This is a genomic window from Microbacterium aurantiacum (assembly GCF_040532595.1).
Classification (GTDB): domain Bacteria; phylum Actinomycetota; class Actinomycetes; order Actinomycetales; family Microbacteriaceae; genus Microbacterium; species Microbacterium chocolatum_B.
Window position 1 is genome coordinate 150,667 of the sequence record NZ_JBEVYX010000002.1, and the last position, 24,455, is coordinate 175,121.

General features: G+C 69.9%; 22 protein-coding genes. 17 read left to right on the top strand and 5 right to left on the bottom strand.

Annotated features, from left to right (window positions below):
- The first annotated feature begins 64 nt into the window (after nucleotides 1-64).
- From ABXJ56_RS12960 to ABXJ56_RS12975, 4 genes are all read left to right on the top strand, one after another.
- A complete protein-coding gene (locus ABXJ56_RS12960; protein WP_354000160.1) occupies nucleotides 65-430 on the top strand; it encodes a YraN family protein in 366 nt (121 codons plus the stop codon).
- The gene (locus ABXJ56_RS12965; RefSeq protein WP_354000161.1) at nucleotides 430-1,956 is read left to right on the top strand and encodes a YifB family Mg chelatase-like AAA ATPase; all 1,527 of its coding nucleotides are present in this window, start codon (nucleotides 430-432) and stop codon (nucleotides 1,954-1,956) included. The genes ABXJ56_RS12960 and ABXJ56_RS12965 overlap by 1 nt, the downstream gene beginning before the upstream one ends.
- Nucleotides 1,953-3,143: a DNA-processing protein DprA gene (gene dprA / locus ABXJ56_RS12970; protein ID WP_354000162.1), complete on the top strand. Its 1,191-nt coding sequence runs from the start codon at nucleotides 1,953-1,955 to the stop codon at nucleotides 3,141-3,143. The genes ABXJ56_RS12965 and dprA overlap by 4 nt, the downstream gene beginning before the upstream one ends.
- Nucleotides 3,144-3,205: 62 nt before the next feature.
- Nucleotides 3,206-4,108: a tyrosine recombinase XerC gene (locus tag ABXJ56_RS12975; protein WP_354000163.1), complete on the top strand. Its 903-nt coding sequence runs from the start codon at nucleotides 3,206-3,208 to the stop codon at nucleotides 4,106-4,108.
- Between the two features lie 8 nt (nucleotides 4,109-4,116).
- On the opposite strand, the gene ABXJ56_RS12980 is transcribed toward ABXJ56_RS12975, so the two are convergent.
- On the bottom strand, nucleotides 4,117-4,641 hold the full coding sequence (locus ABXJ56_RS12980) for a murein hydrolase activator EnvC family protein (RefSeq protein ID WP_354000164.1): 525 nt from the start codon (nucleotides 4,639-4,641) through the stop codon (nucleotides 4,117-4,119).
- A gap of 286 nt (nucleotides 4,642-4,927) precedes the next feature.
- Between ABXJ56_RS12980 and rpsB the strand changes: the two genes are divergently transcribed.
- The 9 genes from rpsB to ABXJ56_RS13025 all read left to right on the top strand — a co-directional run bounded on the left by rpsB (nucleotide 4,928) and on the right by ABXJ56_RS13025 (nucleotide 11,603).
- Nucleotides 4,928-5,857: a 30S ribosomal protein S2 gene (gene rpsB / locus ABXJ56_RS12985; RefSeq protein ID WP_354000165.1), complete on the top strand. Its 930-nt coding sequence runs from the start codon at nucleotides 4,928-4,930 to the stop codon at nucleotides 5,855-5,857.
- A gap of 90 nt (nucleotides 5,858-5,947) precedes the next feature.
- Complete coding sequence (gene tsf / locus ABXJ56_RS12990) at nucleotides 5,948-6,775, top strand: translation elongation factor Ts (protein ID WP_354000166.1); 828 nt, start codon at nucleotides 5,948-5,950, stop codon at nucleotides 6,773-6,775.
- 77 nt (nucleotides 6,776-6,852) lie between these two features.
- Nucleotides 6,853-7,572 (top strand): UMP kinase, encoded by a 720-nt coding sequence (gene pyrH, locus ABXJ56_RS12995; RefSeq protein WP_354000167.1) that lies wholly within the window; start codon nucleotides 6,853-6,855, stop codon nucleotides 7,570-7,572.
- Nucleotides 7,573-7,620: 48 nt separating this feature from the next.
- The gene (gene frr / locus ABXJ56_RS13000; RefSeq protein WP_053548316.1) at nucleotides 7,621-8,175 is read left to right on the top strand and encodes a ribosome recycling factor; all 555 of its coding nucleotides are present in this window, start codon (nucleotides 7,621-7,623) and stop codon (nucleotides 8,173-8,175) included.
- A 9-nt stretch (nucleotides 8,176-8,184) separates the two neighbouring features.
- Entirely contained in the window at nucleotides 8,185-9,228 is a 1,044-nt protein-coding gene (locus ABXJ56_RS13005; RefSeq protein WP_354000168.1) for a phosphatidate cytidylyltransferase, read from the top strand.
- Nucleotides 9,225-9,779 carry a DivIVA domain-containing protein gene (locus ABXJ56_RS13010; RefSeq protein ID WP_354000169.1) on the top strand — a complete coding sequence of 185 codons (555 nt, stop codon included), beginning with the start codon at nucleotides 9,225-9,227 and terminating at the stop codon, nucleotides 9,777-9,779. Before ABXJ56_RS13005 ends, ABXJ56_RS13010 begins: the two co-directional genes overlap by 4 nt.
- A 53-nt stretch (nucleotides 9,780-9,832) precedes the next feature.
- Nucleotides 9,833-10,585, top strand: a complete 753-nt coding sequence (locus tag ABXJ56_RS13015; protein ID WP_354000170.1) for a lytic transglycosylase domain-containing protein — start codon at nucleotides 9,833-9,835, stop codon at nucleotides 10,583-10,585.
- 4 nt (nucleotides 10,586-10,589) lie between these two features.
- Nucleotides 10,590-10,877 carry a hypothetical protein gene (locus ABXJ56_RS13020; protein WP_354000171.1) on the top strand — a complete coding sequence of 96 codons (288 nt, stop codon included), beginning with the start codon at nucleotides 10,590-10,592 and terminating at the stop codon, nucleotides 10,875-10,877.
- The gene (locus tag ABXJ56_RS13025) at nucleotides 10,878-11,603 is read left to right on the top strand and encodes an alpha/beta hydrolase (RefSeq protein WP_354000172.1); all 726 of its coding nucleotides are present in this window, start codon (nucleotides 10,878-10,880) and stop codon (nucleotides 11,601-11,603) included.
- Nucleotide 11,604: 1 nt separating this feature from the next.
- Here the strand turns inward: ABXJ56_RS13025 and ABXJ56_RS13030 are convergent, their stop codons facing one another.
- A complete protein-coding gene (locus ABXJ56_RS13030; RefSeq protein WP_354000173.1) occupies nucleotides 11,605-12,669 on the bottom strand; it encodes an AI-2E family transporter in 1,065 nt (354 codons plus the stop codon).
- A 174-nt stretch (nucleotides 12,670-12,843) separates the two neighbouring features.
- Here ABXJ56_RS13030 and ABXJ56_RS13035 point away from each other — a divergent pair, with 174 nt between their 5' ends.
- Nucleotides 12,844-14,700 (top strand): glycosyl transferase, encoded by a 1,857-nt coding sequence (locus ABXJ56_RS13035; RefSeq protein ID WP_354000174.1) that lies wholly within the window; start codon nucleotides 12,844-12,846, stop codon nucleotides 14,698-14,700.
- On the top strand, nucleotides 14,697-15,632 hold the full coding sequence (locus tag ABXJ56_RS13040) for a tetratricopeptide repeat protein (RefSeq protein WP_354000175.1): 936 nt from the start codon (nucleotides 14,697-14,699) through the stop codon (nucleotides 15,630-15,632). The genes ABXJ56_RS13035 and ABXJ56_RS13040 overlap by 4 nt, the downstream gene beginning before the upstream one ends.
- 68 nt (nucleotides 15,633-15,700) lie before the next feature.
- Here the strand turns inward: ABXJ56_RS13040 and glgB are convergent, their stop codons facing one another.
- From glgB to glgX, 3 genes are read right to left on the bottom strand one after another with little or no spacing between them, the layout of a single operon-like run.
- Nucleotides 15,701-17,860, bottom strand: a complete 2,160-nt coding sequence (gene glgB / locus ABXJ56_RS13045) for a 1,4-alpha-glucan branching protein GlgB (protein ID WP_354000176.1) — start codon at nucleotides 17,858-17,860, stop codon at nucleotides 15,701-15,703.
- Nucleotides 17,857-19,941, bottom strand: a complete 2,085-nt coding sequence (locus tag ABXJ56_RS13050) for an alpha-1,4-glucan--maltose-1-phosphate maltosyltransferase (protein WP_354000177.1) — start codon at nucleotides 19,939-19,941, stop codon at nucleotides 17,857-17,859. Before ABXJ56_RS13050 ends, glgB begins: the two co-directional genes overlap by 4 nt.
- 50 nt (nucleotides 19,942-19,991) lie before the next feature.
- Nucleotides 19,992-22,079 carry a glycogen debranching protein GlgX gene (gene glgX, locus ABXJ56_RS13055; RefSeq protein WP_354000178.1) on the bottom strand — a complete coding sequence of 696 codons (2,088 nt, stop codon included), beginning with the start codon at nucleotides 22,077-22,079 and terminating at the stop codon, nucleotides 19,992-19,994.
- 59 nt (nucleotides 22,080-22,138) lie between these two features.
- Here glgX and ABXJ56_RS13060 point away from each other — a divergent pair, with 59 nt between their 5' ends.
- Nucleotides 22,139-23,326 (top strand): cysteine desulfurase family protein, encoded by a 1,188-nt coding sequence (locus ABXJ56_RS13060; protein WP_354000179.1) that lies wholly within the window; start codon nucleotides 22,139-22,141, stop codon nucleotides 23,324-23,326.
- Nucleotides 23,327-23,335: 9 nt separating this feature from the next.
- Complete coding sequence (mnmA, locus tag ABXJ56_RS13065; RefSeq protein ID WP_354000180.1) at nucleotides 23,336-24,427, top strand: tRNA 2-thiouridine(34) synthase MnmA; 1,092 nt, start codon at nucleotides 23,336-23,338, stop codon at nucleotides 24,425-24,427.
- Nucleotides 24,428-24,455: the final 28 nt, after the last annotated feature.

The following is a 24,455-nucleotide window of genomic DNA, read 5'->3' on the forward strand; positions in this document are numbered from 1 at the left end:
CGGGGAGTCCACCGGGGGCTGCCTCGCAGCGTCGTCGTCGCCGTCCATGGCGCACCATTCCGGTATGGCGAGAAAAGACGACATCGGGCGGGCGGGGGAAGTCCGCGCCGGCCACTACCTCGAGGGCCTCGGGTACGCGATCGCGGACCGCAACTGGCGGGCGCGCGGCGGCGAGATCGACCTCGTCGTGTTGGGAGACGACGCCGTCATCGTCGTCGAGGTCAAGACACGGAGCGGACGGGGCTTCGGGCACCCTTTCGAGGCGATCGACGCCAGGAAGCGTGCCCGGCTCTGGCGCCTCGGTATGGCGTGGCTCGGCGCGCACCCTGACGTGGGGGCGGGGCGGCGTCTCCGCATCGACGCCGTCGGGTTGATCGGACGCGACCCCGAACGGGCCGAGATCGAGCATCTCCGGGATCTGGACATCTGATGGGCGTCGCGCGTACGTGGGCGATCGCGATCGTGGGAGCTCGCGGGGAGTGCGTCGAGGTCGAAGCGGACCTGAGCGAGCAGACCCCCGAATTCAAGATCATCGGACTGCCCGACCGGTCCCTGAGCGAGGCGGCACGACGGGTCCACAACGCCTGTGTCAACAGCGATCTTCCCCTTCCGCGGCGGAGGATCACGGTGAATCTGTCGCCTGCCGGCCTGCCGAAGCAGGGGGCCGGTTTCGATGTCGCGATCGCCGTGGCCGCACTCGCGACGGAGGGGGGAATGAGCGCGGCGTCCCTCGCGAAGACGGTACATCTCGGGGAACTCGGTCTGGACGGGCGGCTGCGACCGGTGCCGGGAGTGCTGCCGAGTGTGATCGCTGCGGTGCGATCCGGGCGGACCCGGATCGTGGTGCCCGCCGCGAACCTCGAGGAGGCCGAACTCGTGCCCGGGGCCGAGGTCCTCGGTGCGGTCAACCTGGCGCAGGTCGCCGCATGGCACGGAGCCGACGTGGTGGTGCCGGACGAGGAGCCCGTGGCGGGCGACGCGTGTGTGCGCGCGGCTGCGGATGCCGGGGAGCTCGCCGACGTCCTGGGGCAGCCCCAGGCTGTCGAGGCCTTGGTCACGGCGGCTGCGGGCGGACACCACCTCCTCATGTGCGGACCGCCCGGCGCGGGGAAGACGATGCTGGCACGCCGGCTGCCCGGCATCCTTCCCGCTCTGGACGACGACGCTGCGCTGGCCGTTGCGAGTCTTGCATCATTGAGCGGGAATCGCGTGGTCGATCTCGATCGGACGCCGCCGTTCGTCGCACCTCATCACTCCGCGAGCGTGGCGTCCCTGGTCGGCGGGGGTTCACGCACGATGAGGCCGGGAGCGATCGCTCTCGCATCCGAGGGCGTCCTCTTCCTCGATGAGGCGGCGGAATTCGCCGCCGGGACTTTGGACGCTCTTCGCCAGCCGCTCGAGAACGGTGTCATCAGCATCGACCGCGCGGGCTGGCGCGCGGACTTCCCCACGCGTTTCCAGCTCATCCTCGCGACGAACCCGTGCCCGTGCGGCGACTACGGAATCCGCGGGGGTTCGTGCACGTGTCCACCCGCGGCGATCCGACGTTACCTCGGTCGACTGTCGGGTCCGCTGCTCGACCGCATCGACATCGAGCTGACCGTCCAGCGCGTCGCCGTGGCGCAGCGCGATGCGCTGCCCCCGTCGATGACGACGAGCGAGGCGAGAGGGCGCGTGGCGGAGGCGCGGCGGCGCATGCGGAGCCGGCTCGACGGCACGCGCTGGAACCTGAACGCCCGGGTGCCCGGTTCGTGGCTGCGCGACGGTCCCTTCGCTCCCGATGCCGCCGTGCGTCGGCCTCTGGACGCTGCGCTCCATCGCGGATCGCTGACGCTCCGGGGGTACGATCGCGTGCTGCGGGTCGCCTGGTCGCTGGCCGATCTGGAGGGACACGCGCGGCTGTCCGCGGACCACATCGGCCGCGCCCTGTTCCTGAAGCGGGGGACGGCCGCATGACCCCGTCGACGTGGGGCGTGCGTGAGGCGCGCAGCGCCCTGGGGCCGTGGGCGGACGATCTCGAGGACGAGGAGACCGTGGACCGGTATGCGGCGGCCGCGTGGAGCGTGATCGCCGAACCGGGGGACGGCGTGGCGGGGGCCCTGGTCGCAGCGTTCGGTCGTCTGGAGGCGTTGCGGATGATCACGGGGGACGGCCTGCTGACGGGTGTCGCGGATGCGCGCACGATGGCGCGCGCTCAGGAGCGGTGGCGCCCGCGGATCGATCCCGGCGCCGTCGCCGCCGCGCTGCGGACCGCGCGGGCGAGCGCCACCCGCCTGATCCTGCCCGGAGACCGCGAGTGGCCGGAGGCGCTGGATGACCTCGGTGTGCATGCGCCGCTGTGCGTGTGGGTGCGGGGGGATCCCGAGCATCTCGTCGCCGTGCGCCCATCGGTCGCGATCGTGGGAGCGCGGGCGGCGACCGCGTACGGAGAACACATCGCCGTGGAGCTCGCTGCCGGCATGGTCTCCCGCGACGTCACCGTGGTGTCCGGGGGCGCGTACGGCATCGACGGCGCAGCTCACCGGGCGGTGCTGCGAGCGGGAGGGCTGACGATCGCGCTCCTCGCGGGCGGTGCCGACCGGGCGTACCCCGCCGGTCATACAGGCATGCTCGCCGACATCGCGTCCACGGGAGCCGTCGTCAGCGAGGTGCCCTGCGGAACGGCCCCCACCCGATGGCGCTTCCTGCAGAGGAACCGACTCATCGCCGCCCTGTCCGATGCGACCGTCGTCGTGGAAGCGGGCTGGCGGAGCGGATCATTGAACACCGCCGGCCATGCCGCAGCGCTCGGGCGCCCCCTCGGCGCGGTGCCGGGCCCCGTCACCAGCGCCGCCTCGGCGGGCTGTCACCGCCTTCTCCGGGAGTACGACGCCGAGTGCATCACCGCCGTCGACGATCTCGCCGACATGATCGGCGCGTGTGCGGGCGATGCCCGCGCAGGGCGGGGCAGCGCGGCGGAGGCGCCGGCCGAGGCCGATGCGCGACGTGTCCGCGACGCGCTGAGCTCGCGATCACCGCGGAGCCTCGCCGATCTCGCGCGCCGCACCGGCCTCAGCGAAAGCGATGTCTCCGGGCGTCTGGGAGTGCTGGAGCTGGAAGGCCGGGCCCGACGGAGCGCTGAGGGGTGGATGCGGGGCGGCTGAGCGTGGGATCTCGCGCGGAGCGCCGTACACGGAGTCATACCGCGGTGGGGGATAGTGGAGCCATGCACCTGCAGGGCGCCATCGAGGACTACCTCGTGCACCTCGCCGCCGTGCGACGCCTCTCGCCCGCGACCCTGCGGGCCTATGGCGCGGACCTCGGCGACCTGCGGCGGTCCCTCGCAGACGTGCCGATCGACGAGATCACCCGCGACCGATTGCGGGAGTGGCTCTGGTCGACCACTCAGGCAGGCGCCTCCCGCGCGACCATCGCCCGTCGTATCGCGGCCGTGCGGGGGTTTTTCGACTGGGCGGCCGAGACGCAGCTGCTGGATGCCGATCCCAGCCTTCGCCTCACCGCGCCCCGTCGGGGCCGCACGCTCCCTCGGGTCGCCGCCGCAGACACCGTGGCCCGAGCGCTGGAAGGGCTCCGCGCCCGCGCCGACGACGGCGATCCGATCGCCCTCCGCGACCACGCCCTCGTCGAGCTGATCTACGCGTCCGCCCTCCGGGTAGCCGAGGTGTGCGGTCTGGATCTCGACGCGGTCGACGCTACCGAGCAGACCGTCCGGGTGACGGGCAAGGGTGACAAGGATCGCGTGGTTCCGTACGGTAACGCCGCCGCGGAGGCCCTGGACGCCTATCTCGTCCGGGGGCGGCCGGCGTTGGCTGCGCGCAGCACGAGTCCGGCGGCGCGCGCCCTCTTCCTCGGGGCCCGGGGGGGCAGGCTGAACACACGCTCCGCGTACGACGTGGTGTCACGACTTCTCGGTGAAGCGATCGGTCGGACGGCCGGTCCGCATGCGCTCCGCCATTCCGCGGCCACGCACCTGCTCGACGGCGGCGCGGACCTCCGCGCTGTTCAGGAGATCCTGGGCCACGCGAGCCTCGGTACGACGCAGATCTACACCCATGTGTCCACGGAGCGGCTCCGCACGAGCTACCGTCAGGCCCACCCTCGCGCCTGACCGTCCCGTCAGCAGCAGGGAAGGAGCACCGCTCGCGCCGGTGCCGGCAGGAGGGACAGGGGATCGACGTACACGCCGTGAACCCGGACGCCGAAGTGGATCCGGCCGGCGGCACCGTGTCCCTCCGGCGCGATGACGCCGATCGCGGAGCCCGGGGCGACCGTCTCGCCGACGGCCACGAGGGCGACGACGGGCTCGACGGAGCTCACGACCCCGCCCCCGTGGTCGATGGAGATGACCGGCCGATCGACGACCCAGCCGGCGAAGACGACCATTCCGGCCGCGACAGCGCGAATGGACGCCCCCGGTGAGGACTGGAGGTCGACGCCTCGGTGTCCGGGCCCGTACGGATCGGCCGGGGGATCGAAGGGGCGGACGAGCGAGGAGGGCGCAACGGGCCACACCCACGATGTCGCCCGGACGACGCCCGAAGGAGCCGTATCCACCGCGTCGTGCGTCGCGCCGGCTGCGGACAGGAGCAAGGCGAGGACGGATGCGGCGACGAGGACGAGTCGGAGGGCGCGCGCGGTCATGCGACTAGCCTGGGCCCCCGGTGCCGCTGCGCGGGGCCGCCGATCGATACCGGTGGACAGCTCGACCCCATAGGCCGCGGGGGAGGAGGGCCGACTGATACACTGTCAGTCGCATCCCGCTCGTCGGGATGACTACGCGTGCCCGAACGTACGGCTGTCCGTACGCGGCGTTGCTCCCCACGGTCCCTTTCCTGGGTGGGAGCGCGCCGGGCACCAGGGACACCGGCCACCGGCTCGGTGCGAATCAACCGCAAGGGGCGTCATCGCCCAGAGAAGGAGTACGGCCATGGCCGTCGTCACCATCCGCCAGCTGCTCGACAGCGGCGTTCACTTCGGACACCAGACCCGCCGGTGGAACCCGAAAGTCAAGCGCTTCATCCTCACCGAGCGCAGCGGCATCCACATCATCGACCTCCAGCAGTCGCTGAGCTACATCGACAAGGCCTACGAGTTCGTCAAGGAGACCGTCGCGCACGGCGGGACGATCCTGTTCGTCGGCACCAAGAAGCAGGCGCAGGAGATCCTGGCCGAGCAGGCCACGCGCGTGGGCCAGCCCTACGTGAACCAGCGATGGCTCGGTGGTCTGCTGACCAACTTCCAGACCGTCTCCAAGCGTCTCGCCCGTATGAAGGAGCTCGAGGAGCTCGACTACGAGAACCCGGCGGAGAGCGGCTTCACCAAGAAGGAGCTGCTGCTGAAGAAGCGCGAGCTCGACAAGCTGCACAAGTCGCTCGGCGGCATCCGCAACATGTCCAAGACGCCCTCGGCGATCTGGGTCGTCGACGCCAAGCGCGAGCACCTCGCCGTGAACGAGGCGACCAAGCTCGGGATCCCCGTCATCGGCATCCTCGACACCAACGCCGACCCCGACGAGTTCCAGTACCCGATCCCCGGCAACGACGACGCGATCCGCTCGGTGAGCCTGCTCACCCGCATCATCGCCGACGCGGCAGCCGAGGGACTCATCCAGCGCCACCAGCCCGCCGGCGAGGCGGAGCAGGCCGCTGAGCCGCTGGCCGAGTGGGAGCGCGAGCTCCTCGAGCAGGGCACCCCTGAGCAGTCATCGGCTCCGACCGAGGCCGTCGCCGATGAGGCGGAGGCCGAGAAGGCCGCAGACGAGGTCGTCGCCGACGAGCAGGCCGCCGAGGGCGAGGCCGCGACCGAGTCGGCGGCGGACGCCGAGGGCGCGGCGGACGCAGCCGAAGCCGCCAAGTAAGGTCTTTCATCCCTTCGCCGCGGCGGGTGCGTCTTCACGACGCTCCCGCCGCGGCATATGACACCGTCACGAAACAAGGAGCCGCCACCCATGGCAAACTTCACGATCGCCGACATCAAGACGCTGCGCGAGCAGCTCGGCACCGGCATGGTCGACACCAAGAAGGCCCTCGAGGAGGCCGACGGCGACCTCGAGAAGGCCGTCGAGATCCTCCGCCTCAAGGGCGCGAAGGGCAACGCCAAGCGCGCCGACCGCTCCACGTCCGAGGGTCTCGTCGCGGCAAAGGAGGTCGATGGCCAGGTCACGATCATCGAGCTCAACACCGAGACCGACTTCGTCGCGAAGAACGACCGCTTCCTCGCCCTGGCGGACCAGGTGCTCGCTGCCGCGGCCGCTGCGCACGCGGAGTCGGCCGAAGCGGCTCTCGCGGCGCCCGCCGGGTCCGGCACGGTCGCTCAGCTGATCTCCGACGAGGCCGCGATCATCGGCGAGAAGGTCGAACTGCGCCGGGTGGTGACCCTCGCCGGCGACAACTTCGAGATCTACCTCCACAAGACCAGCAAGGACCTGCCCCCGCAGGTCGGCGTGGTCCTGGCGTACTCGGGTGAGGACGCGGAGACCGCGCGCAGCCTCGCCCAGCACATCTCGTTCGCCAACCCGAGCTACCTCTCGCGCGACGAGGTCCCCGAGGCCGACGTCGAGAAGGAGCGCGAGATCGTCACCGAGATCTCCCGCAACGAGGGCAAGCCGGAGGCCGCGCTTCCGAAGATCGTCGAAGGCCGTGTGAACGCGTTCTTCAAGCAGGTGTCGCTCCTCGACCAGGATTACGCGAAGGACAACAAGCTGTCCGTCGCGCAGGTCGCCAAGGACGCGGGTCTGACGCTCACCGGCTTCGCCCGGTTCAAGGTCGGCGCGTAAGTCATCCGGGGGCCCGCATCGCTCGTCGATGCGGGCCCTTGCCATGCCGTAGGTTGTCGTCAGACGAGAGGAAGACCGTGATCACTGAGTCCACCGGACGCCGCCGCGTCCTGCTGAAACTTTCCGGCGAGGCGTTCGGGGGAGGTCAGCTAGGAGTCAACCCCGATGTGGTCGGCCAGATCGCGCGGGAGATCGCCGAGGCGGTGGACCGCGTCGAGGTGGCGATCGTCGTCGGTGGAGGCAACTTCTTCCGCGGGGCGGAGCTCAGCCAACGCGGAATGGACCGCGGGCGCGCCGACTACATGGGCATGTTGGGCACTGTGATGAATGCGCTGGCGCTTCAGGACTTCTTGGAGCAGGCCGGCGCTGCCACCCGCGTCCAGTCCGCGATCTCGATGACGCAGGTCGCCGAGCCCTACATCCCGCGGCGCGCCGAGCGGCACATGGAGAAGGGCCGAGTGGTCATCTTCGGCGCCGGCGCCGGACTGCCCTACTTCTCCACCGACACCGTGGCCGCTCAGCGGGCCCTGGAGATCGGAGCCACCGAGGTGCTCGTGGCGAAGAACGGGGTCGACGGCGTCTACACGGCGGACCCCAAGAAGGATGCCTCGGCGACGCGAATCGACCGCATCACGTACATCGACGCGCTCCAGCGCGGCCTCAAGGTCGTCGACTCGACCGCTTTCAGCCTCTGCATGGACAACAAGATGGACATGCGGGTGTTCGGGATGGAGCCCGCCGGCAACGTGACCCGGGCACTCCTGGGCGATTCCATCGGCACGCTCGTCACGGCGTGACGCACCGCGCTGAGTAGACTGAACCAATCCCAACGCGAAGGAGACACTGTGATCGCGGACGTCCTGGCTGAAACCGGAGAGCGCATGGACCGCGCCGTCGAGGCGGCGAAGGAGGACTTCTCCACCGTGCGGACGGGCCGAGCGAACCCGCAGCTGTTCCAGAAGCTGATGGTGGACTACTACGGCTCTCCCACGCCCCTCGCGCAGCTGGCGTCGCTGAACACGCCGGAGGCTCGCACCATCGTCGTCACGCCCTACGACAAGTCTGCGTTGAAGGCGATCGAGCAGGCCATCCGCGACGCGCCGAACCTGGGCGCCAATCCCGGGAACGACGGCAACATCATCCGCGTGACCATGCCGGAGCTGACGCAGGAGCGCCGCAAGGAGTACGTCAAGCTCGTCCGGACCAAGGGTGAGGACGCGAAGGTCCACGTGCGCGGCATCCGCCGCAAGGCGAAGGATGATCTCGACGCCCTCAAGTCCGAGGTCGGCGAGGACGAGCTCGTCCGCGCGGAGAAGGAGCTCGACGCGCTGACGCGGGCCCACGTCGACGCGATCGACGAGGCGCTCAAGCGCAAAGAAGCAGAGCTGCTGGAAGTCTGATCCGCCGTCATGTCCGACAGCTCGGGTGGCCCGACGGAGGGGCCGGGGAAACCCGCTCCGCCGCTGTCCCGCCGCCAGGCCGCGCGCGCGCGCGAGGCGGCTGCGGAACCCTCCGCGGCCTTCCAGGCCCATGTGCGTGCGGCGCGCAGTGAATTCGACACGCACGTCGCCCACGCGCGCGCCGAGTTCGAGGAGGCCAACGAGCGGATCAAGCAGCGCACCGGCAGGAACCTGATCCTCGCGATCATCATCGCGCTCGCCATCGGTGCGGTGGTCCTGTCCACGCTCCTGTTCGTCAAGTGGTTCTTCCTCATCTTCGCCCTGGGGGCCGCGCTCCTGGGCGTGTTCGAGTTCTCCCGCGCACTCTCGGCCTCGGGGCGCCGGGTAGACCTCGGTCCTCAGCTCGCGGCGGGCACGGTTCTGGTGCTGTTGCCCGCGGTCGTCGACGCGTGGCTGCACTGGGTCACGGTGTTCGCCGCGGTGGCGTTCGTGGTCGTGTGGAGGCTCCTGCGTCAGATGGTCGCCGACGATGGGCGTCCGAGCGCGGCCATCCTGTCGGACGCCCTCGTCTCCGCGTTCGTGCAGCTCTACGTCCCCTTCTTCGCGAGCCTGTGCGTGGTCCTGCTCCGGCAGGACGGCGGCCAATGGTGGATCCTCGCTTTCGTCATCATCGCGGTCGCGTCGGATACGGGCGCGTACGCGAGCGGTCTGGCGTGGGGGCGGCATCCGATGGCGCCGAAGATCAGTCCGAAGAAGACCTGGGAGGGCTTCGCCGGAGCCGCGGTGGCGGCGGTGATCGCCGGTGTGCTGCTCGCGATCTTCCTGTTGGCGCTGCCGTGGTGGGCGGGAGCGGTGGTCGGTCTCGTGATCCTCGGCACGGCGACGGCGGGGGATCTCGGCGAATCGATGATCAAGCGGGATCTCGGCATCAAGGACATGAGCTCGTGGCTTCCGGGGCACGGCGGCGTCCTCGACCGGCTCGATTCGATCCTGCCGTCGGCGATGGCGGCACTGGCCCTCTACTACCTCTTCTCCCCGTTGGTGATCGCATGAGCAACCCCTCGTCTCCGATGTTCCCCGAGACGCGTGGTCGTGACCGGGGGTACGACAAGTCGGCCGTGGAGGAGTTCCTCGCACGCGCACGCGCGGCGTTCGAGGAGTCGGATGCGGGCCTGACGGCCGCGGACGTGCGCGCGGTCGCCTTCCCGCTGGTCCGCGAGGGCTACGTGATCGCCGCGGTCGACGCCGCTCTCGGCCGGATCGAGGACGCGTTCGCGCTGCGGGAACGGGAGGCCGCGTTGTCTTCCGACGGGGTCGAGGGGTGGGTCGGGCGTACCCGCGAGACGGCGCAGGTCGTCCTCGACCGGCTCGCCCGTCCCGACGGTCATCGCTTCCGACGCGTCGGGCTGCTCCGCTACGGCTACCGCGTCGACGAGGTCGATCTGGTCGCGGACAAGATCGCCCGCTATCTCGAGGACGGGTCTCCGGTGAGCGTCGAGCAGGTTCGGTCGGTCGCCTTCCGGATGCAACGCGGCGGCTACGACGAAGGGCAGGTCGACGCCGTTCTGGACGCGGTGGTCGAAGTCATGCTCGCCGTCTCCTGACGCGTCCCGCCGGGATGACAGTGAGCAGGACGGATCGGTAGACTCGGCGCATTGTGACACCCTCCGACGAGTTGACCACGCGCCGCGCGCTCCGCGAGGCGGCTCGTGCGGATGCCGCGGCCCCGGCGTGGACGCGTCGGAATCCCCACACACCGGTGCGACGTTCCCGACGACGCGATCTGCTCGCCGCTCTCGGTGTGGTCGCCGTCACCGGGTTCGCGGCGGCGTACATCGGCCCCGCGGGGATCGCGACCGCCGAATCACCCGCCGTCGCGGAGACATCGACCGTGACTCTGTACGCGAGCTCTCTGGCGGATGCGCAGGTCTCGCCTGCGGACGGCCCCGCACCCGCGGGGGAGCCACGCACCCTCGACCGCGGCAACTACACCGTGTACGTCACGCCGACACCCACTCCTGAGCCCGAACCCGAACCTCCGATCGAGCCCGCCTCTCCGCCGGCGGCGGAGTCGACCGCGTGGCAGCCGCCGTTCGTGACGCCCGACCCGGGGTCCGCGCAGGCGATCGCCTACGACATGGTGCTCGCGCGCGGGTGGAGCGACGACGAGTTCGCCTGCCTCGTGGCGCTGTGGAACCGTGAGTCGGGCTGGCGCGTGAACGCGTACAACGCCTCCAGCGGGGCGTACGGCATCCCGCAGTCGCTCCCCGGCGACAAGATGGCCTCGGCGGGCGCCGACTGGGAGACGAATCCGGCGACCCAGATCACGTGGGGTCTCGGCTACATCGGGGCCCGCTACGGTGCACCCTGCGGAGCGTGGGGCCACTCGCAGAGTGTCGGGTGGTACTGACCCCATGCCCCGTTCCCACCGTCGCCGTCCCGAGCCTGCCGGCGACGACGAGTCGTTCGCCCGCCTCCTGGCGGGGTTCAAGCGCACGGAGACGAAGCGCGGCGTGGAGTGGACGGTCCAGCCCATCGCCTCCGCGCAGGCTCTCAAACCGTATGTCTGTCCCGGATGTCCGAACGACATCGCCCCCGGCACCGCCCACGTCGTCGTCTGGCGTGCATCCGGGATCCTGGGCGACTCCGCTGATCTCGCGGGCCGCCGTCACTGGCACACCCACTGTTGGAGGATCAGCTAGATGGAGATCCGCGGACCGATGCTGCTCCCGGCGCATCGCGAAGACGTCGAACTGCACACGATCGACGGACTGACCCTGGTCGGAGAGCTGGCGACGCCGCTCCACCGCGACCCGGTCGCGACGCTCGTGACCTGTCACCCCCTGCCCACCGCGGGCGGGTTCATGGACTCCCACATCTTCCGCAAGGCCGCGGGCCGCCTCCCCGAGCTCGCCGACATCGCCGTGCTCCGCTTCAACACCCGAGGAACGGCCTCGCCCCGCGGCACCAGCGAGGGATCGTTCGACGGTGGCCGGAACGAGGCGTTCGACGTCGCCGCGGCCATGGATTTCGTCGCCGCGCGCGGCCTGCCCGCCCCCTGGCTCGTCGGGTGGTCGTTCGGCACGGAACTGGTGCTGAAGTACGGGCGAGACCATCCGGCCGAGGGCGCGATCCTCCTGTCACCGCCCCTGCACCGGGCCACCGCCGACGACGTCGCGGCGTGGGCGGTGGACCCCCGCCCACTGGTCATCCTCGTCCCCGAGTTCGACGACTACCTGCGTCCCGCGGAGGCGCGGGAGCGGTTCGCCTCGGTGCCCGCCGCCACGCTCATCGCGGTGGAGGGAGGGAAGCATCTGTGGGTGGGGGAGAACCAGACCCGCCGGGTGCTCACGGAGATCGTCGCCGCGGTCAATCCCTCAGCGCTTCCTCTCGCGACCGAGTGGCAGGGCGGCACCGACGACCTGTGACTCAGCGCTCGTTCTGCCGAGGGATGACCACCTGCCGGTAGATGATGAGGATGCTGGCCGCGATCGGGATCGCGACGAGCGCGCCCAGCAAACCCAGGAGCGAGCCCCCGGCGAGGGCGGCGATCACCACGACCGCGCCGGGCACCGACACCGCGCGCCCCATGATGCGGGGTGCGATGACGTACGCCTCGAGCTGCATGTAGACGAGGTAGTAGATCCCGGCCACGATCGCCGTCGTCGGTGAGCCGAGACCGAGACAGATCAGCACGATGATCGTGGAGCCGGTGAGGGTCCCGACGAGCGGGATGAGCGAGAAGAAGAAGGCGATGACCGCGAGCACAGCGGGGAAGGGCGCCTGGATGATGCTGAGGAAGATCATGCTCAGCACACCGTTGATGACACCGAGGCTTCCCTGACCGATGACGAAGTAGCCGACGGAGTCCGTGATCTGCTCGCCGAGATCGATCACCCGTGCGCGCTTGGATGCCGGGACCAGCTGGTACACGGCGCGCTTGAGGCTCGGGGTGGAGGCGGTGAAGTAGATGGTGAGGATCAGAACGATGAACGCGCCCGCGAGGCCGGCGATGACGGCACCGCCGACGACGAAGATGCCCCCGCCGATCTCGCTGCCGATCGCCCCGAGGTCGAGGGAGTCGACCCACTCCTGCACGTAGGCCAGCACGCGATCGACGTCGAGCGCCGGGAATGTCGCCGCCATCCATTCGCGCACGTCGCTGATCGGATCCCAGTCGGCGCGTTCGACCACCGACTGCACCTGCGCGATCAGCTGCGCGATCTGACCGACGATCACCGGGACGACGATGAGGATGACCCCGGCGAAAGCGGCGAGGACGCCCAGGATGGTCACGAGGACCGCTGCCCACCGGGGCAGCCCCCGGCGCTCCAGCCACCCCACGAGCGGGTCGAGCCCGAGGGAGAGGAAGAGCGCGGTGCCGACGTAGAGCAGGATCGTCGACAGCGTCTGGATGCTCCCGATGAACAGCAGCCCCAGTCCGACGCCGAGAGTCGCGACGAACGCGACGCGGAACGGGTTGTGAACCTTCATGGAGACTCCAGTGGTCGAACGGCGTCGCGCAGACGCGTGTGGTCAGGATACGCACGCCGTGCCGCGCAGACCGTCATTGGGTGCTCCCGGGGCGCTTTCAGGTCGTTTTCGCTAGTCTGAAACGTCGAGTCCGCCGCCCGATGACCCGTGGGCCGGCTCGGGAAGGATTTCTTCGTGCGTTTCGTCTGGGCCGTTGCGGCCTTCGTCCTCGCGGCGCTGATGATCGGTGCCGGGATCGCTCAGCGCACGGTCTTTCAGGGCCCGACGACGCAGAGCGCAGGCGCGGAGATCGACGACGTCGCGCCCTACGTGCTCATCGACGGGGCCGTGATGAACATGTACCCCGGTGCGCAGACACTGCGGGCGAGCGGTCAGGGCGAGGTCTTCGCCGGCTACGGCCGGACGACCGACATGCAGGCGTGGTTGTCCGACACGACGTATACGGCCGTCACGGTGGGCGATGAGGGCATGCTGGTGACGACGGAGGTCGAGCCCGCCGTGGTCGAGCAGACCACAGGGTCCGAGGCGACGGAACCGGAGGGCACCGCCGGGACCACTGACGAAGGAGCCGGCGAGACCGAAGCCCCCGCCGCTCCGTCATCCCGAGATCCCCGGGGATCGGATCTGTGGTTGGCGGAGTACGAGCAGTCCGACGACGTGGTGCTGCCCCTGCAGATCCCCGAGGACCTGTCGGTCCTCCTCGCGACCGATGGCGATTCCGCTGCTCCCTCAGGGATCTCGGTGACCTGGCCGATCACGAACAGGACGCCCTGGGCCGGCCCGCTCATCGTCGGTGGTGCCGTGGTGATGGCGATCGGGGTCTGGCTGTACTTCCTGGCGATCCGACACGTCCGTCGTTCCAAGGGACCGCGCAGAAAAGGGCTGCCCGTACCGGTCACCGAGCCCATCGATCTCTCGGTCAGCGCCTCGAGGAAGGGCGTCGTCAGTGCCGGCGGCGTCCGGCGCGCCCTGTCCCGCGGCCGTCGCTCGATGCTCGCCGTTCCCGCCCTCGGCGTGTCGGCGCTCCTCCTCGCAGGCTGTTCCGCCGACGCGTGGCCGCAGCTCGGCGCGTCGCCGACGCCGACGCCGACGCAGACCGTCATCGCGCCGGAGGGCCAGCAGCAGCCCGCCGTGACCCGGGACCAGGCGGAGACGATCGTGGCACGGGTGGCGGAGACCGTGCAGGAGGCCGACGAGGCGCTCGATCTCGACCTCGCAGCCACTCGCCTGGACGGCGCCATGCTCGCCGCCCGTGAGACCAACTACGCCCTTCGCGGCGCCATCGCCGACTACCCGGCGCCGGCGCCCATCGTCTCGGGCGAACTCGAGATCATCCTGCCCCAGGCGTTCGACGGCTGGCCGCGCTCCTTCCTCGCCGTGGCCGACGACGAATCCTCCAACACGTCCAGCATCATGGTCCTGACGCAGACGGATCCGTGGTCGGACTTCGTGCTCTCGTACGCCGGCAGCCTGGAGGCATCCACGTTGATGCCCGACCTGGCACCGACCTACGTCGGGGCTCCGCAGGTGCAGCCCGACTCGCCCTTCCTCGTCATGCCTCCCGAAGACGTGGCCGCCGCTTACGCGGACGTCATCAACAACGGTCAGGAGAGCGAGTTCTTCGAGATGTTCGAAGAGGAGGGCGACCAGCTGCGTGCCAGCATCGCCTCGGACCGCGCCCGCCGTCTGGATGAGTTCAATCAGACCGCCGCGTCCACGGGGAGCCTGACGTTCACCTCGACGGAGGGCGAGTTCACGCCATATGCGCTGGCGACACTGGAGAGCGGCGCCATCGTCGCCGTGAGCGTGCGTGAGAGCGACGAGGTCCGGCCCACGAACGAGGACGCGGTGATCAAGCTCGACAACAACGCGACCGTGCAGACCCTGGCCGGCGTCGACCAGTCCGCGACCGGCTTCGAGACGACGTTCAGCGACCAGATCTTCTTCTACGTCCCGGGCCAGGGATCCAGCGAACGGATCCGACTGCTCGGCTACGCGTCCGACATCCTCGAAGCGAAGGTGATCCCGTGACCGATCTTTCCCCCACCGCCCTCCGCGGTGCCGTCGATCTCTCGTCGCTGCGGCACGCTGCGGCGCGGCCCCCGGCGCCGGCCGGCGCCTCCACTCCGTCCGCACCGACTCCGTCGCTCGTCTTCGACGCGACGGACGAGAGCTTCGCACAGGTCCTCGAACTCTCGCGCACAGTTCCGGTCGTCGTCGACCTGTGGGCGGAATGGTGCGGGCCGTGCAAGCAGCTGAGCCCCGTCATCGAGAAGGTCGTCACCGAGCTCGACGGCAGGGTCGTGCTCGTGAAGGTGGACGTCGATGCCAATCCGCAGCTGGCGCAGGCCTTCCGTGCACAGTCGATCCCGATGGTCGTCGGGCTCGTCGGCGGTCAGCCGGTGCCGCTGTTCACCGGCGCGGTCGCCGAGCAGCAGGTCCGCGAGGTCCTCGCGCAGCTCCTTCAGCTGGCGTCCCAGCACGGTGTCACCGGCGTCGTACCCCGCGGCGACGGGGAGCCGACGGATGCCGAGACGACCGAGCCCCCTCTTCCGCCCTTGCACGCGGAGGCGTTCGCCGCCATCGAGACGGGCGACTACGCTCGGGCCATCGCCGCGTATCAGAAGGCGTTGGCGGAGAATCCGCGCGACACCGACGCGCAGGCGGGACTCGCCCAGGTGCGTCTCCTCGACCGCGTCCAGGGAGCGGACCTCGCCGCCGCGCGCGCCGCGGCCGCCGCGGAACCCACCGACGTCCCGTCGGCGCTGCGGGTAGCCGACCTCGACGTCGCCGGCGGACATGTCGACGATGCCTTCGACCGTCTTCTCGACCTGCTGGCGCTTCTTCCGGATGCCGAGCGCGGACCTGTGCGCGAGAGACTGCTGGAGTACTTCGGCCTGATCGGCGATGCGGATCCGCGCGTGATCCGGTCCCGCGGACGACTGGCCTCATTGCTGTTCTGACGCGGATCCGCGATCGCGATCCACGCCGAAGGGGCGCCGCGGAGAAGCTCCGCGGCGCCCCTTCGTGGTCACTCCGCGAGGGTCGGGACGTGTGCCTCGCGCCGGTGACGCAGCCAGACTGCTCCGAGTGGGGGCAAGGTCAGGCGCGCCCGTCCGCCGTCTCCGGCGTGGACGATGCCGAAGTTCCCCACACCCGAGCCGCCGAACTCCTCGGCGTCGCTGTTGAGGATCTCCTCCCACACCCCCGACTCCGGCAGGTCCAGTTCGAATCCGTGGACGGGGACCCCGGAGAAGTTCGAGATCGACACCACGGAGTTGCCGTGCCAGTCGCGGCGCGCGAACGAGATGACGTTCGGGTTCCAGCCGGGCGCGCCGAGGCGCTGGAAGGCCGCACCGTCGCTGTCGCGCGACCACAGCGCGGACTGATCCCTGTAGACGCGGTTCAAGCTGCCGACGAAGCGCTGCAGCGCAGAGTGAGAGGGCTGATCGAGCAGCCACCAGTCCAGGGAGCGGCCTTCCGACCACTCGGACATCTGCCCGAACTCCTGCCCCATGAACAGCAGCTGCTTACCCGGGTGGGCCCACATGTACGCCAGGAACACCCGGAGGTTGGCGAGCTTCTGCCAGTGATCACCCGGCATCCGCGTGAAGAGGCTCCCCTTTCCGTGCACGACCTCGTCATGACTGATCGGGAGGACGAAGTTCTCGCTGAAGGCGTACACGAAGGAGAACGACAGCTCGCCCTCGTGGTGCGACCGGTACATCGGGTCACGCTTGATGTACTGCAGGGTGTCGTTCATCCACCCCATGTTCCACTTGAACCCGAAACCGAGGCCGCCGTGGTCCGTGGGCGCCGTCACGCCGGGGAAGCTGGTGGATTCCTCCGCGATCATCACGATGCCGGGATAGCGCTTGTAGGCTGTGGCGTTCACTTCCTGCAGGAACGAGATCGCCTCCAGGTTCTCGCGGCCGCCGTGGACGTTCGGTGCCCACTCGTCCGGCTCGCGCGAGTAGTCGAGGTAGAGCATCGACGCGACGGCATCGACCCGGAGCCCGTCGACGTGGAACTCCTCCATCCAGTACAGGGCATTGGCGACCAGGAAGTTGCGGACCTCGCGGCGGCCGTAATCGAAGATGTAGGTTCCCCAGTCCTTGTGCTCGCCCCGGCGGGGATCAGGGTGCTCGTAGAGCGCCTCGCCATCGAAACGCGCCAGGGCGAAGGAGTCCTTCGGGAAATGCCCCGGTACCCAGTCCATGATCACGCCGATGCCCGCCTGGTGCAGGCGATCGATCAGGTATCTGAGGTCGTCCGGTGACCCGAACCGACTGGTGGGGGCGTAGTAGCCGGTGACCTGGTAACCCCAGGAGCCGCCGAACGGATGCTCGGCGAGCGGCATGAACTCGATGTGCGTGAAGCCCTGGGCGGTGACGTACGCGATGAGCTCATCCGCCGCGTCGCGGTACGACAGTCCGGGACGCCATGAACCGAAGTGGAGTTCGTAGACGGACATCGGGGCGCTGAGCGGAGTGCTCCGGGCGCGCGCCTCCAACCAGGCTCCGTCCCCCCACTCATAGTCCGAGCGGGTGACGACGGATGCCGTGGCAGGCGGCACTTCGGCCCAGCGAGCCATTGGGTCGGCCTTCGTGACCCACTCGCCGTAGCGGGAGAGCAGTTCGAACTTGTAGACGGCTCCGACGTTGAGGACGGGGATGAAGAGCTCCCATACCCCGGTCGACCCCATCGAGCGCATCGCGTGCCCCTGGCCGTCCCAGCCGTTGAAGTCGCCGATGACCCGCACCGCGCGGGCGTTGGGAGCCCAGACGGAGAAGGCCGTTCCGGGGACGCCGTCTTGCGTGCGAACGTGAGCGCCGAGCGCCTTCCACAACTCCTCATGGCGTCCTTCACCGATGAGATGCAGGTCGAGTTCGCCCACCGTGGGGGTGTGCGCGTACGGGTCCGAGGCGACGTGCGCCGGGCCACCGTCGTACGTCGCCTCGATCTCGTACCGGCCCGGAGCCGTCGCGCGATGACCGGCCCAGATGCCACCCCGCACGTGTGTCAGCTCGACTCGCTCCCCGTCGTCGAAGATCGCGGTGACGGTCTCGGCGAGCGGGCGACGTGCGCGCACCGCCCACCCGCCCTCCGCGGGGTGCACCCCGAGCAGAGCGTGAGGGTCGTGATGGGCGCCGCCCGCGACGGCATCCCAGACGTGGTCGTGTTCGCTCATCGGGTCTCCTTGACGTGAAGGATGTGCACGGGCTCGGTGAAGGCGTCCAGCCGGACGAAGTTGTGGTCGGCCCACGTCCAGCGCGCGCCGGAGAGGAGATCCTCCACCTCGTAGGCATCGCCCGGCCGCACGCCCCATACGGTCGTGTCGAGGTGCACCATCGTCTCTCGCACCGAGTGCGGATCGGTGTTCACCACGACGATGACCGTGTCGGACGTTCCGGTCGGCGAAAGCTCGCCGTCGATGTGCTTGACGTAGACGAGGACGGCGTCGTCGTCGCTCCAATGCACGGAGAGGTTGCGGAGCTGCCTCAGCGACGGGTGCGCACCTCGGATGTCGTTGAGACGACCGAGGAAGGGGGCGAGGGAGGCTCCCTCCGCCTCGGCGCCCTCCCAGTCCCGCACCTTGTACTCGTACTTCTCGTTGTCGATGTTCTCCTCGGAGCCCGGGCGCGCGACGTTCTCGTAGAGCTCGTAGCCGGCGTACACCCCGTAGGTCGGTGCCGCCGTCGCGGCGATCGCTGCACGGATGCGATACGCGGGCCGCCCGCCGAACTGCAGGTACTCGGTGAGGATGTCCGGTGTGTTGACGAAGAGGTTCGGACGGAGGAAGTCCGCCGTCTCGGTCGCCAGGGACAGGAGGAACTCCTCCAGCTCGGCTTTGGTGTTCCGCCAGGTGAAGTAGGTGTAGCTCTGCTGGAACCCGACCGACGCCAGAGACTGGAGCGGAGCCGGACGGGTGAACGCCTCGGCGAGGAAGACGACGTCCGGGTGCTCCGCGTTCACCGCGGCGATGAGCCATTCCCAGAATCGCAGCGGCTTGGTGTGCGGGTTGTCCACGCGGAAGATCTTCACGCCCTGGTCGATCCAGTGGCGGAGGACGCGCAGAGCCTCGGCCCGGATGCCCTCGGGATCGTTGTCGAAGTTGATCGGATATATGTCCTGGTACTTCTTGGGCGGGTTCTCCGCGTAGGCGATGGACCCGTCGGGGAGGGTCGTGAACCACTCGGGATGCTCGCGCACCCACGGATGGTCGGGCGCGGCCTGCAGAGCGAAGTCCAAGGCCACCTCGATACCCGCATCGCGCGCAGCCGCCACGAAGGCGCGGAAGTCCTCGAGGCTCCCGAGGTCGGGGTGCACCGTGTCGTGACCGCCCTCGTCGGACCCGATGGCCCAGGGCGAGCCTGGGTCACCGGGCTGCGGATCGAGGGTGTTGTTCCGCCCCTTCCGATTGATCCGTCCGATCGGATGGATCGGCGGAAGGTAGAGGACGTCGAAGCCCATCTCCGCCACGCCCGGGAGCCGGCGCATCGCAGTCCGGAAGGTCCCGCTCTCGATCTCGCCGTCAGCGAGGACTTCGGCGCCCTCCGACCGCGGGAAGAACTCGTACCACGCGCCGACACCGGCGCGTTCGCGCTCGACGAGCAGCTCACGTTGCTCGCCCAGGGTGTACAGAGAGGTGAGGGGCCGGGCGTGGATGAGAGCGGCCAGCTCGGGGTCGCGTACGACGGCCAGGGCCGCCTCCCGATCATTGCCGGCGTCCCGCAGCGCGGATGCCGCCCGGACGAGCCTCGCCCGCTCGGCCTTCGGTCGCGCCTTCTCCGCGCCGGCGCGATCGAACAGTCGGGCGCCCATCTCGCGCATCAGCTGCTCGTCGACGCCGGCGTCGATCTTCACGTCGGCGGCGTGCTGCCAGGTGGCGAAGTCGTCGGCGAAGGACTCGAAACGGTACGACCACACGCCTTCCTCCACCAGCGCGACCTCGGTCCGCCACCGGTCGAAACCGTCACCGAGCGCCCGCAGACGATGAAGCGAGACATCTCCGCCGGGGGAGGTCAGTCGCACCACGACGCCGATGCGATCATGACCCTCGCGGAACGCCGTCACCGTGAAGGGGACGACCTCTCCGGCGAACGCCTTGGGCCGGAAGGGCCCCCAGGGAACGTCCGGGTGGGGCCGGGCGAGCGGGATGCGGACGCTGCGGGTGAGTTCGTCGGCGGCGCCGGAGGGGGCCTCGAAGACGGGAAGCGAGCTGGCGCTTCGCCAAGGACGGGGATGCGCGACGCGCGTTGTCGTAACCACGCTCCGAACCTACCCCGGCCGTGTCGGCCTCGACAGGCTCTTGCGGAGTGTCACTCGGCCCGGAACAATCTCATCGACGTCGGCGGCAACGACACCACGGCTCCCGGGAGGAATGCCTCGGAGAGCGCGGAGGGGCGCTCGTCGGCGCTCGACCACAGCCGGACGTATCGGCTGACGCCCTCGATGGCGGGGAGCGTCACCTCGATCGCCTCCTCGTTGCCGTGGACCATGAGGAGGACGCGATTGAGCTCCTCCTCCTCCGGGGTGGACGTGGCGACGTACTGCAGCGTCCGGTGCGCCGGATTCGTCCACTTCTCGTGGGACATGGTCCGGCCGTGCTCGTCGTACCACTCCATGACGGATGCCGAGGGGGTGTGCTCGCCCGATCGGGCGAAGCGGCGGGGTCGCAGGGCCGGGTTCTCACGACGGAGTCTCGTCAGCTCCCGCACGTGCGCCGCGAGATCCTCCTGCCATCCGGCGTGATCCCACGACAGCCAGGTGAGGGGGGAGTCATGGCAGTAGGCGTTGTTGTTGCCGCGCTGCGTGCGGCCGAACTCGTCGCCCGCCGTGAGCATGGGCACCCCCGCGGAGAAGAGGAGCGTGCCGAGGAGGTTCCGCATCGCCTTGCGACGCGTCGCGAGGATCCGGACGTCATCGGTGGCGCCTTCAGCGCCGTGGTTGAAGGACCGGTTCGTGTCCGCCCCGTCCCGGTTCTGCTCGCCGTTGCCCAGATTGTGCTTGACGTCGTAGGACACCAGGTCTCTGAGAGTGAAGCCGTCGTGCGCCGTGACGAAGTTGACGCTCGCGAGCGGGCCGCGTTCGGCGGTGAAGGTGTTCGAGGATCCCGCCAGGCGCGTGGCGAACCCCCCGACGCCGACCGGAGCCGTCGAGGCTCGACGAGCGTAGTCGACATCGCTCAGCCAGAAGTTGCGCACGCGGTCGCGGTAGCGATCGTTCCATTCGCTCCAGCCCGAACCGAAATTCCCCGTCTGCCAGCCCCCGAGGCCCACGTCCCATGGTTCGGCGATCTTCTTGACGTCGCGAAGGGCGTCGTCCTCGAGGATCGCCCGCAGGAGAGGGTGATCGGGCGTGAAGGTGTGATCGCGGTCGCGTCCCAGCGTGACGGCGAGATCGAAGCGGAATCCGTCGATCTGCACCTCGCGAGCCCAGTACCGGAGGGAATCGAGGACGAGCCTGGCCGCGGCATCCGTGGAGGTGTCGACAGCGTTGCCGCAGCCGGTGACGTCGATGTAGGCGCCGTCGGCGGCCTGCCGGTAGTAGGCGCCGTTGTCGATACCGCGCAGACTCGTCCGCGGACCGCCGATGCCCTCCTCCGCGGTGTGGTTGTAGACGACGTCGAGGATGACCTCCAGACCCGCGTCATGGAGGAGCCGGACCATCCCCTTGAACTCGCGGAGCACGGCCTCCGGTCCCGCCGCCCGACTCTCCGCCGTCGCGTAGGGCGCGTGCGGCGTGAAGAAGTTCAGGGTGTTGTACCCCCAGTAGTTGGTGAGGCCGTGCTGGAGCAGACGGAGCTCGTTGCCGAATGCGTGAACGGGCAGAAGCTGCACCGCGGTGACGCCGAGGGAGTGGAGATGCTCGATCATCGCCGGATGAGCCAGTCCTGCATACGTTCCGTGGAGGGCCGGGGGAATGTCCGGGTGACGCTTGCTGATCCCCTTGACGTGCGCCTCGTAGATGACGGTGCGGTCCAGCGGGGTTGCGGGCTTGGCGACCCCGCCCCAGTCGAAGTCCCCCTGCACGGCGACCGACCGCCATGCGCCGATGCCGGTCTCGATCACGCCGCGCGAGTACGGCTCCAGCAGGAGCGTCTTCCCGTTGAAGGTGTTGCGCGGGCCCTGCGGGCCGTCCACGCGGATCGCGTAGCGGGTGCCCGGTCGCAGCAGCTCCGACGACACGGTCCACACTCCTGCGGACGACGCCGTCATCGCCCGGGTGTCCACGATCCAGTCCGCGTCCAGGTCGTCGAACACCACGAGCTCCACCGCGTCGGCCGCACCGGACCACACGCGAAGGGTGCCACCGCCCTCATGAAGCCGCAGGCCGAGACCGTCGAGGTCTGCGGCGAGGAGACCGGAGGCGGGGGAGACCGCCTCGGAGGGCGAGGTTCCGAGCATGCGATCTACAGTAGTAACGCGCGGGAGCCCTGGGTGGCTGCGGCGCAGACGAGGGAGGAATGACCGTCTACCTGGACCACGCGGCGGCCACCCCGCTGCGACCCGAAGCGCGTGACGCGTGGGTGACGGCCGCGGCGGCCGTGGGTAACGCCTCCTCCGTCCACGGACACGGGCAGGCCGCCCGTCGGGTGCTCGAAGAGGCGCGCGAAGCGCTGGCAGAAGCCGTCGACTGCGACCCGATCGAAGTCGTGTTCACGTCCGGCGGAACCGAGTCCGTGAACCTCGCGCTGAAGGGACTGTGGCACTCCCGCCCGACCGGGGTCGACGCCGTCGTCCTCCCCGACGGCGAGCACCACGCCACTCTCGACACCGTCGCGCACCTCGCCGCGGGAGGGGGCGCGGAGGTCCGGCCGGTTCCGCTCGATCCTGCGGGCACGATCGTCGCGCCCGCGTTCGAGTCCGCTCTCACGGATGCCGCCGTGGCCACGGCGCTCGTCGCCAACAATGAGACGGGCGCCCTGAACGATGTCGAGGTGCTGGCGGCGGCCGCCGCCCGACACCGTGTCGCGCTGCATCTCGATGCGATCGCCGCGTTCGGGAGCGTCGACGTGTCGTTCCGACGCCTGCGGGGCGACGCCGATCCCGGCGTCGGACTCTGCGCCCTCAGCCTCTCGGCCCACAAGGTCGGCGGTCCGGCGGGGATCGGGGCCCTCGTGGTCTCCCGCACCGCACGGCTCGCTCCGCAGCTGCACGGCGGAGGACATCAGCGCCGACTCCGCGCAGGCTCGCAGGACGTCGCCGGCGCCGCCGCGTTCGCCGCCGCCGCCACCACCGCCGTCTCGGACCTGGCTCGGGAGTCCGCGCGGCTCACGACGCTCCGCGACGAGCTGATCCAGGGCATCCTCGCTGCGGTCCCGGATGCGCGCCTCCTCGGTCCCCCCACGCGGAGGCTCCCCGGGAACGCCCACATCCACTTCCCGGGCGCCCCGGGTGAGACCCTGCTCTTCCTCCTCGATCAGCGCGGCATCTCGGTGTCCACCGGCTCCGCCTGCCAGGCCGGTGTCACCGAGCCGTCTCACGTCGTGCTCGCCCTCGGCGAGGACGCGGTCGTCGCGGGTCAGGTGCTCCGCATGACCCTCGGACACACCAGCACCTCCGACGACGTCGCAGCCGTGTTGGCGACCCTTCCCGCGGAGGTCGCCCGGGCCCGGGCCGCGTTCGGGGGACGCGGAGGAACACGCTCGTAGACTGATCTGATGCGGATCCTTGCGGCGATGAGTGGAGGCGTCGACTCTGCGGTGGCGGCGGCGCGCGCGGTCGATGCCGGGCACGACGTGGTCGGAGTGCATCTCGCCCTCTCCCGCGCGGGCGGCACCCTGCGGACCGGGAGCCGCGGTTGCTGCACGATCGAGGACGCGATGGATGCGCGCCGCGTCGCCGACCTCCTCGGCATCCCGTTCTACGTGTGGGACTTCTCCGAGCGCTTCCGCGACGACGTCATCGACGACTTCATCTCGGAGTACCGTGCCGGACGCACGCCCAACCCGTGCATGCGGTGCAACGAGAAGATCAAATTCGCGGCGCTGCTGGAGCGTGCGCTCGAGCTCGGATTCGACGCGGTGTGCACCGGCCACTACGCCGTCGTCCGCGAAGGCCCGCGCGGGTGGGAGCTGCATCGGGCATCGGATGCCGCCAAGGATCAGTCGTACGTCCTCGGCGTGCTCACGGCGGAGCAGCTGGCCCACACGATGTTCCCCCTCGGGTCGACCCCGGCCAAGGAGATCGTCCGTGCCGAAGCGGAGGCGCGCGGCCTCCGCGTGGCACGCAAGCCCGACAGCCACGACATCTGCTTCATCCCCGACGGCGACACGCGCGGCTGGCTCGCCGACAAGGTCGGGACGACCCCGGGTCCGATCGTCGACGCCGGCGGCACGGAGATCGGACGTCACGACGGAGCCCACGCCTACACCGTCGGCCAGCGGCGCGGCCTCGCGCTCGGCACGCCCGCACCGGACGGCAAGCCGCGCTTCGTCCTCGCGGTGCGTCCGGTGACCAACACCGTCGTCGTGGGACCGAAGGAGGCTCTCGCGGTGTCCGAGATCGCCGGGGCGCGCCTGTCGTGGGCGGGCTCCCCGCCGGTGGAGACCGCATTCTCCTGCGACGTGCAGATCCGTGCGCACGCGGACCCCGTCCCGGCCGAAGCGGTGTGGAGCCCCGACGGTCTGCGGGTGGTCCCGGCCGAGCCGTTCTCCGGCGTCGCGCCCGGGCAGACGGCGGTGCTGTACACCGGCACGCGCGTGATCGGCCAGTTCACCATCGACCGCACGACGTCGGCCGTCCCCGCCTGAGCTGCGACGTCGGCGCCTCTCTCTAGAC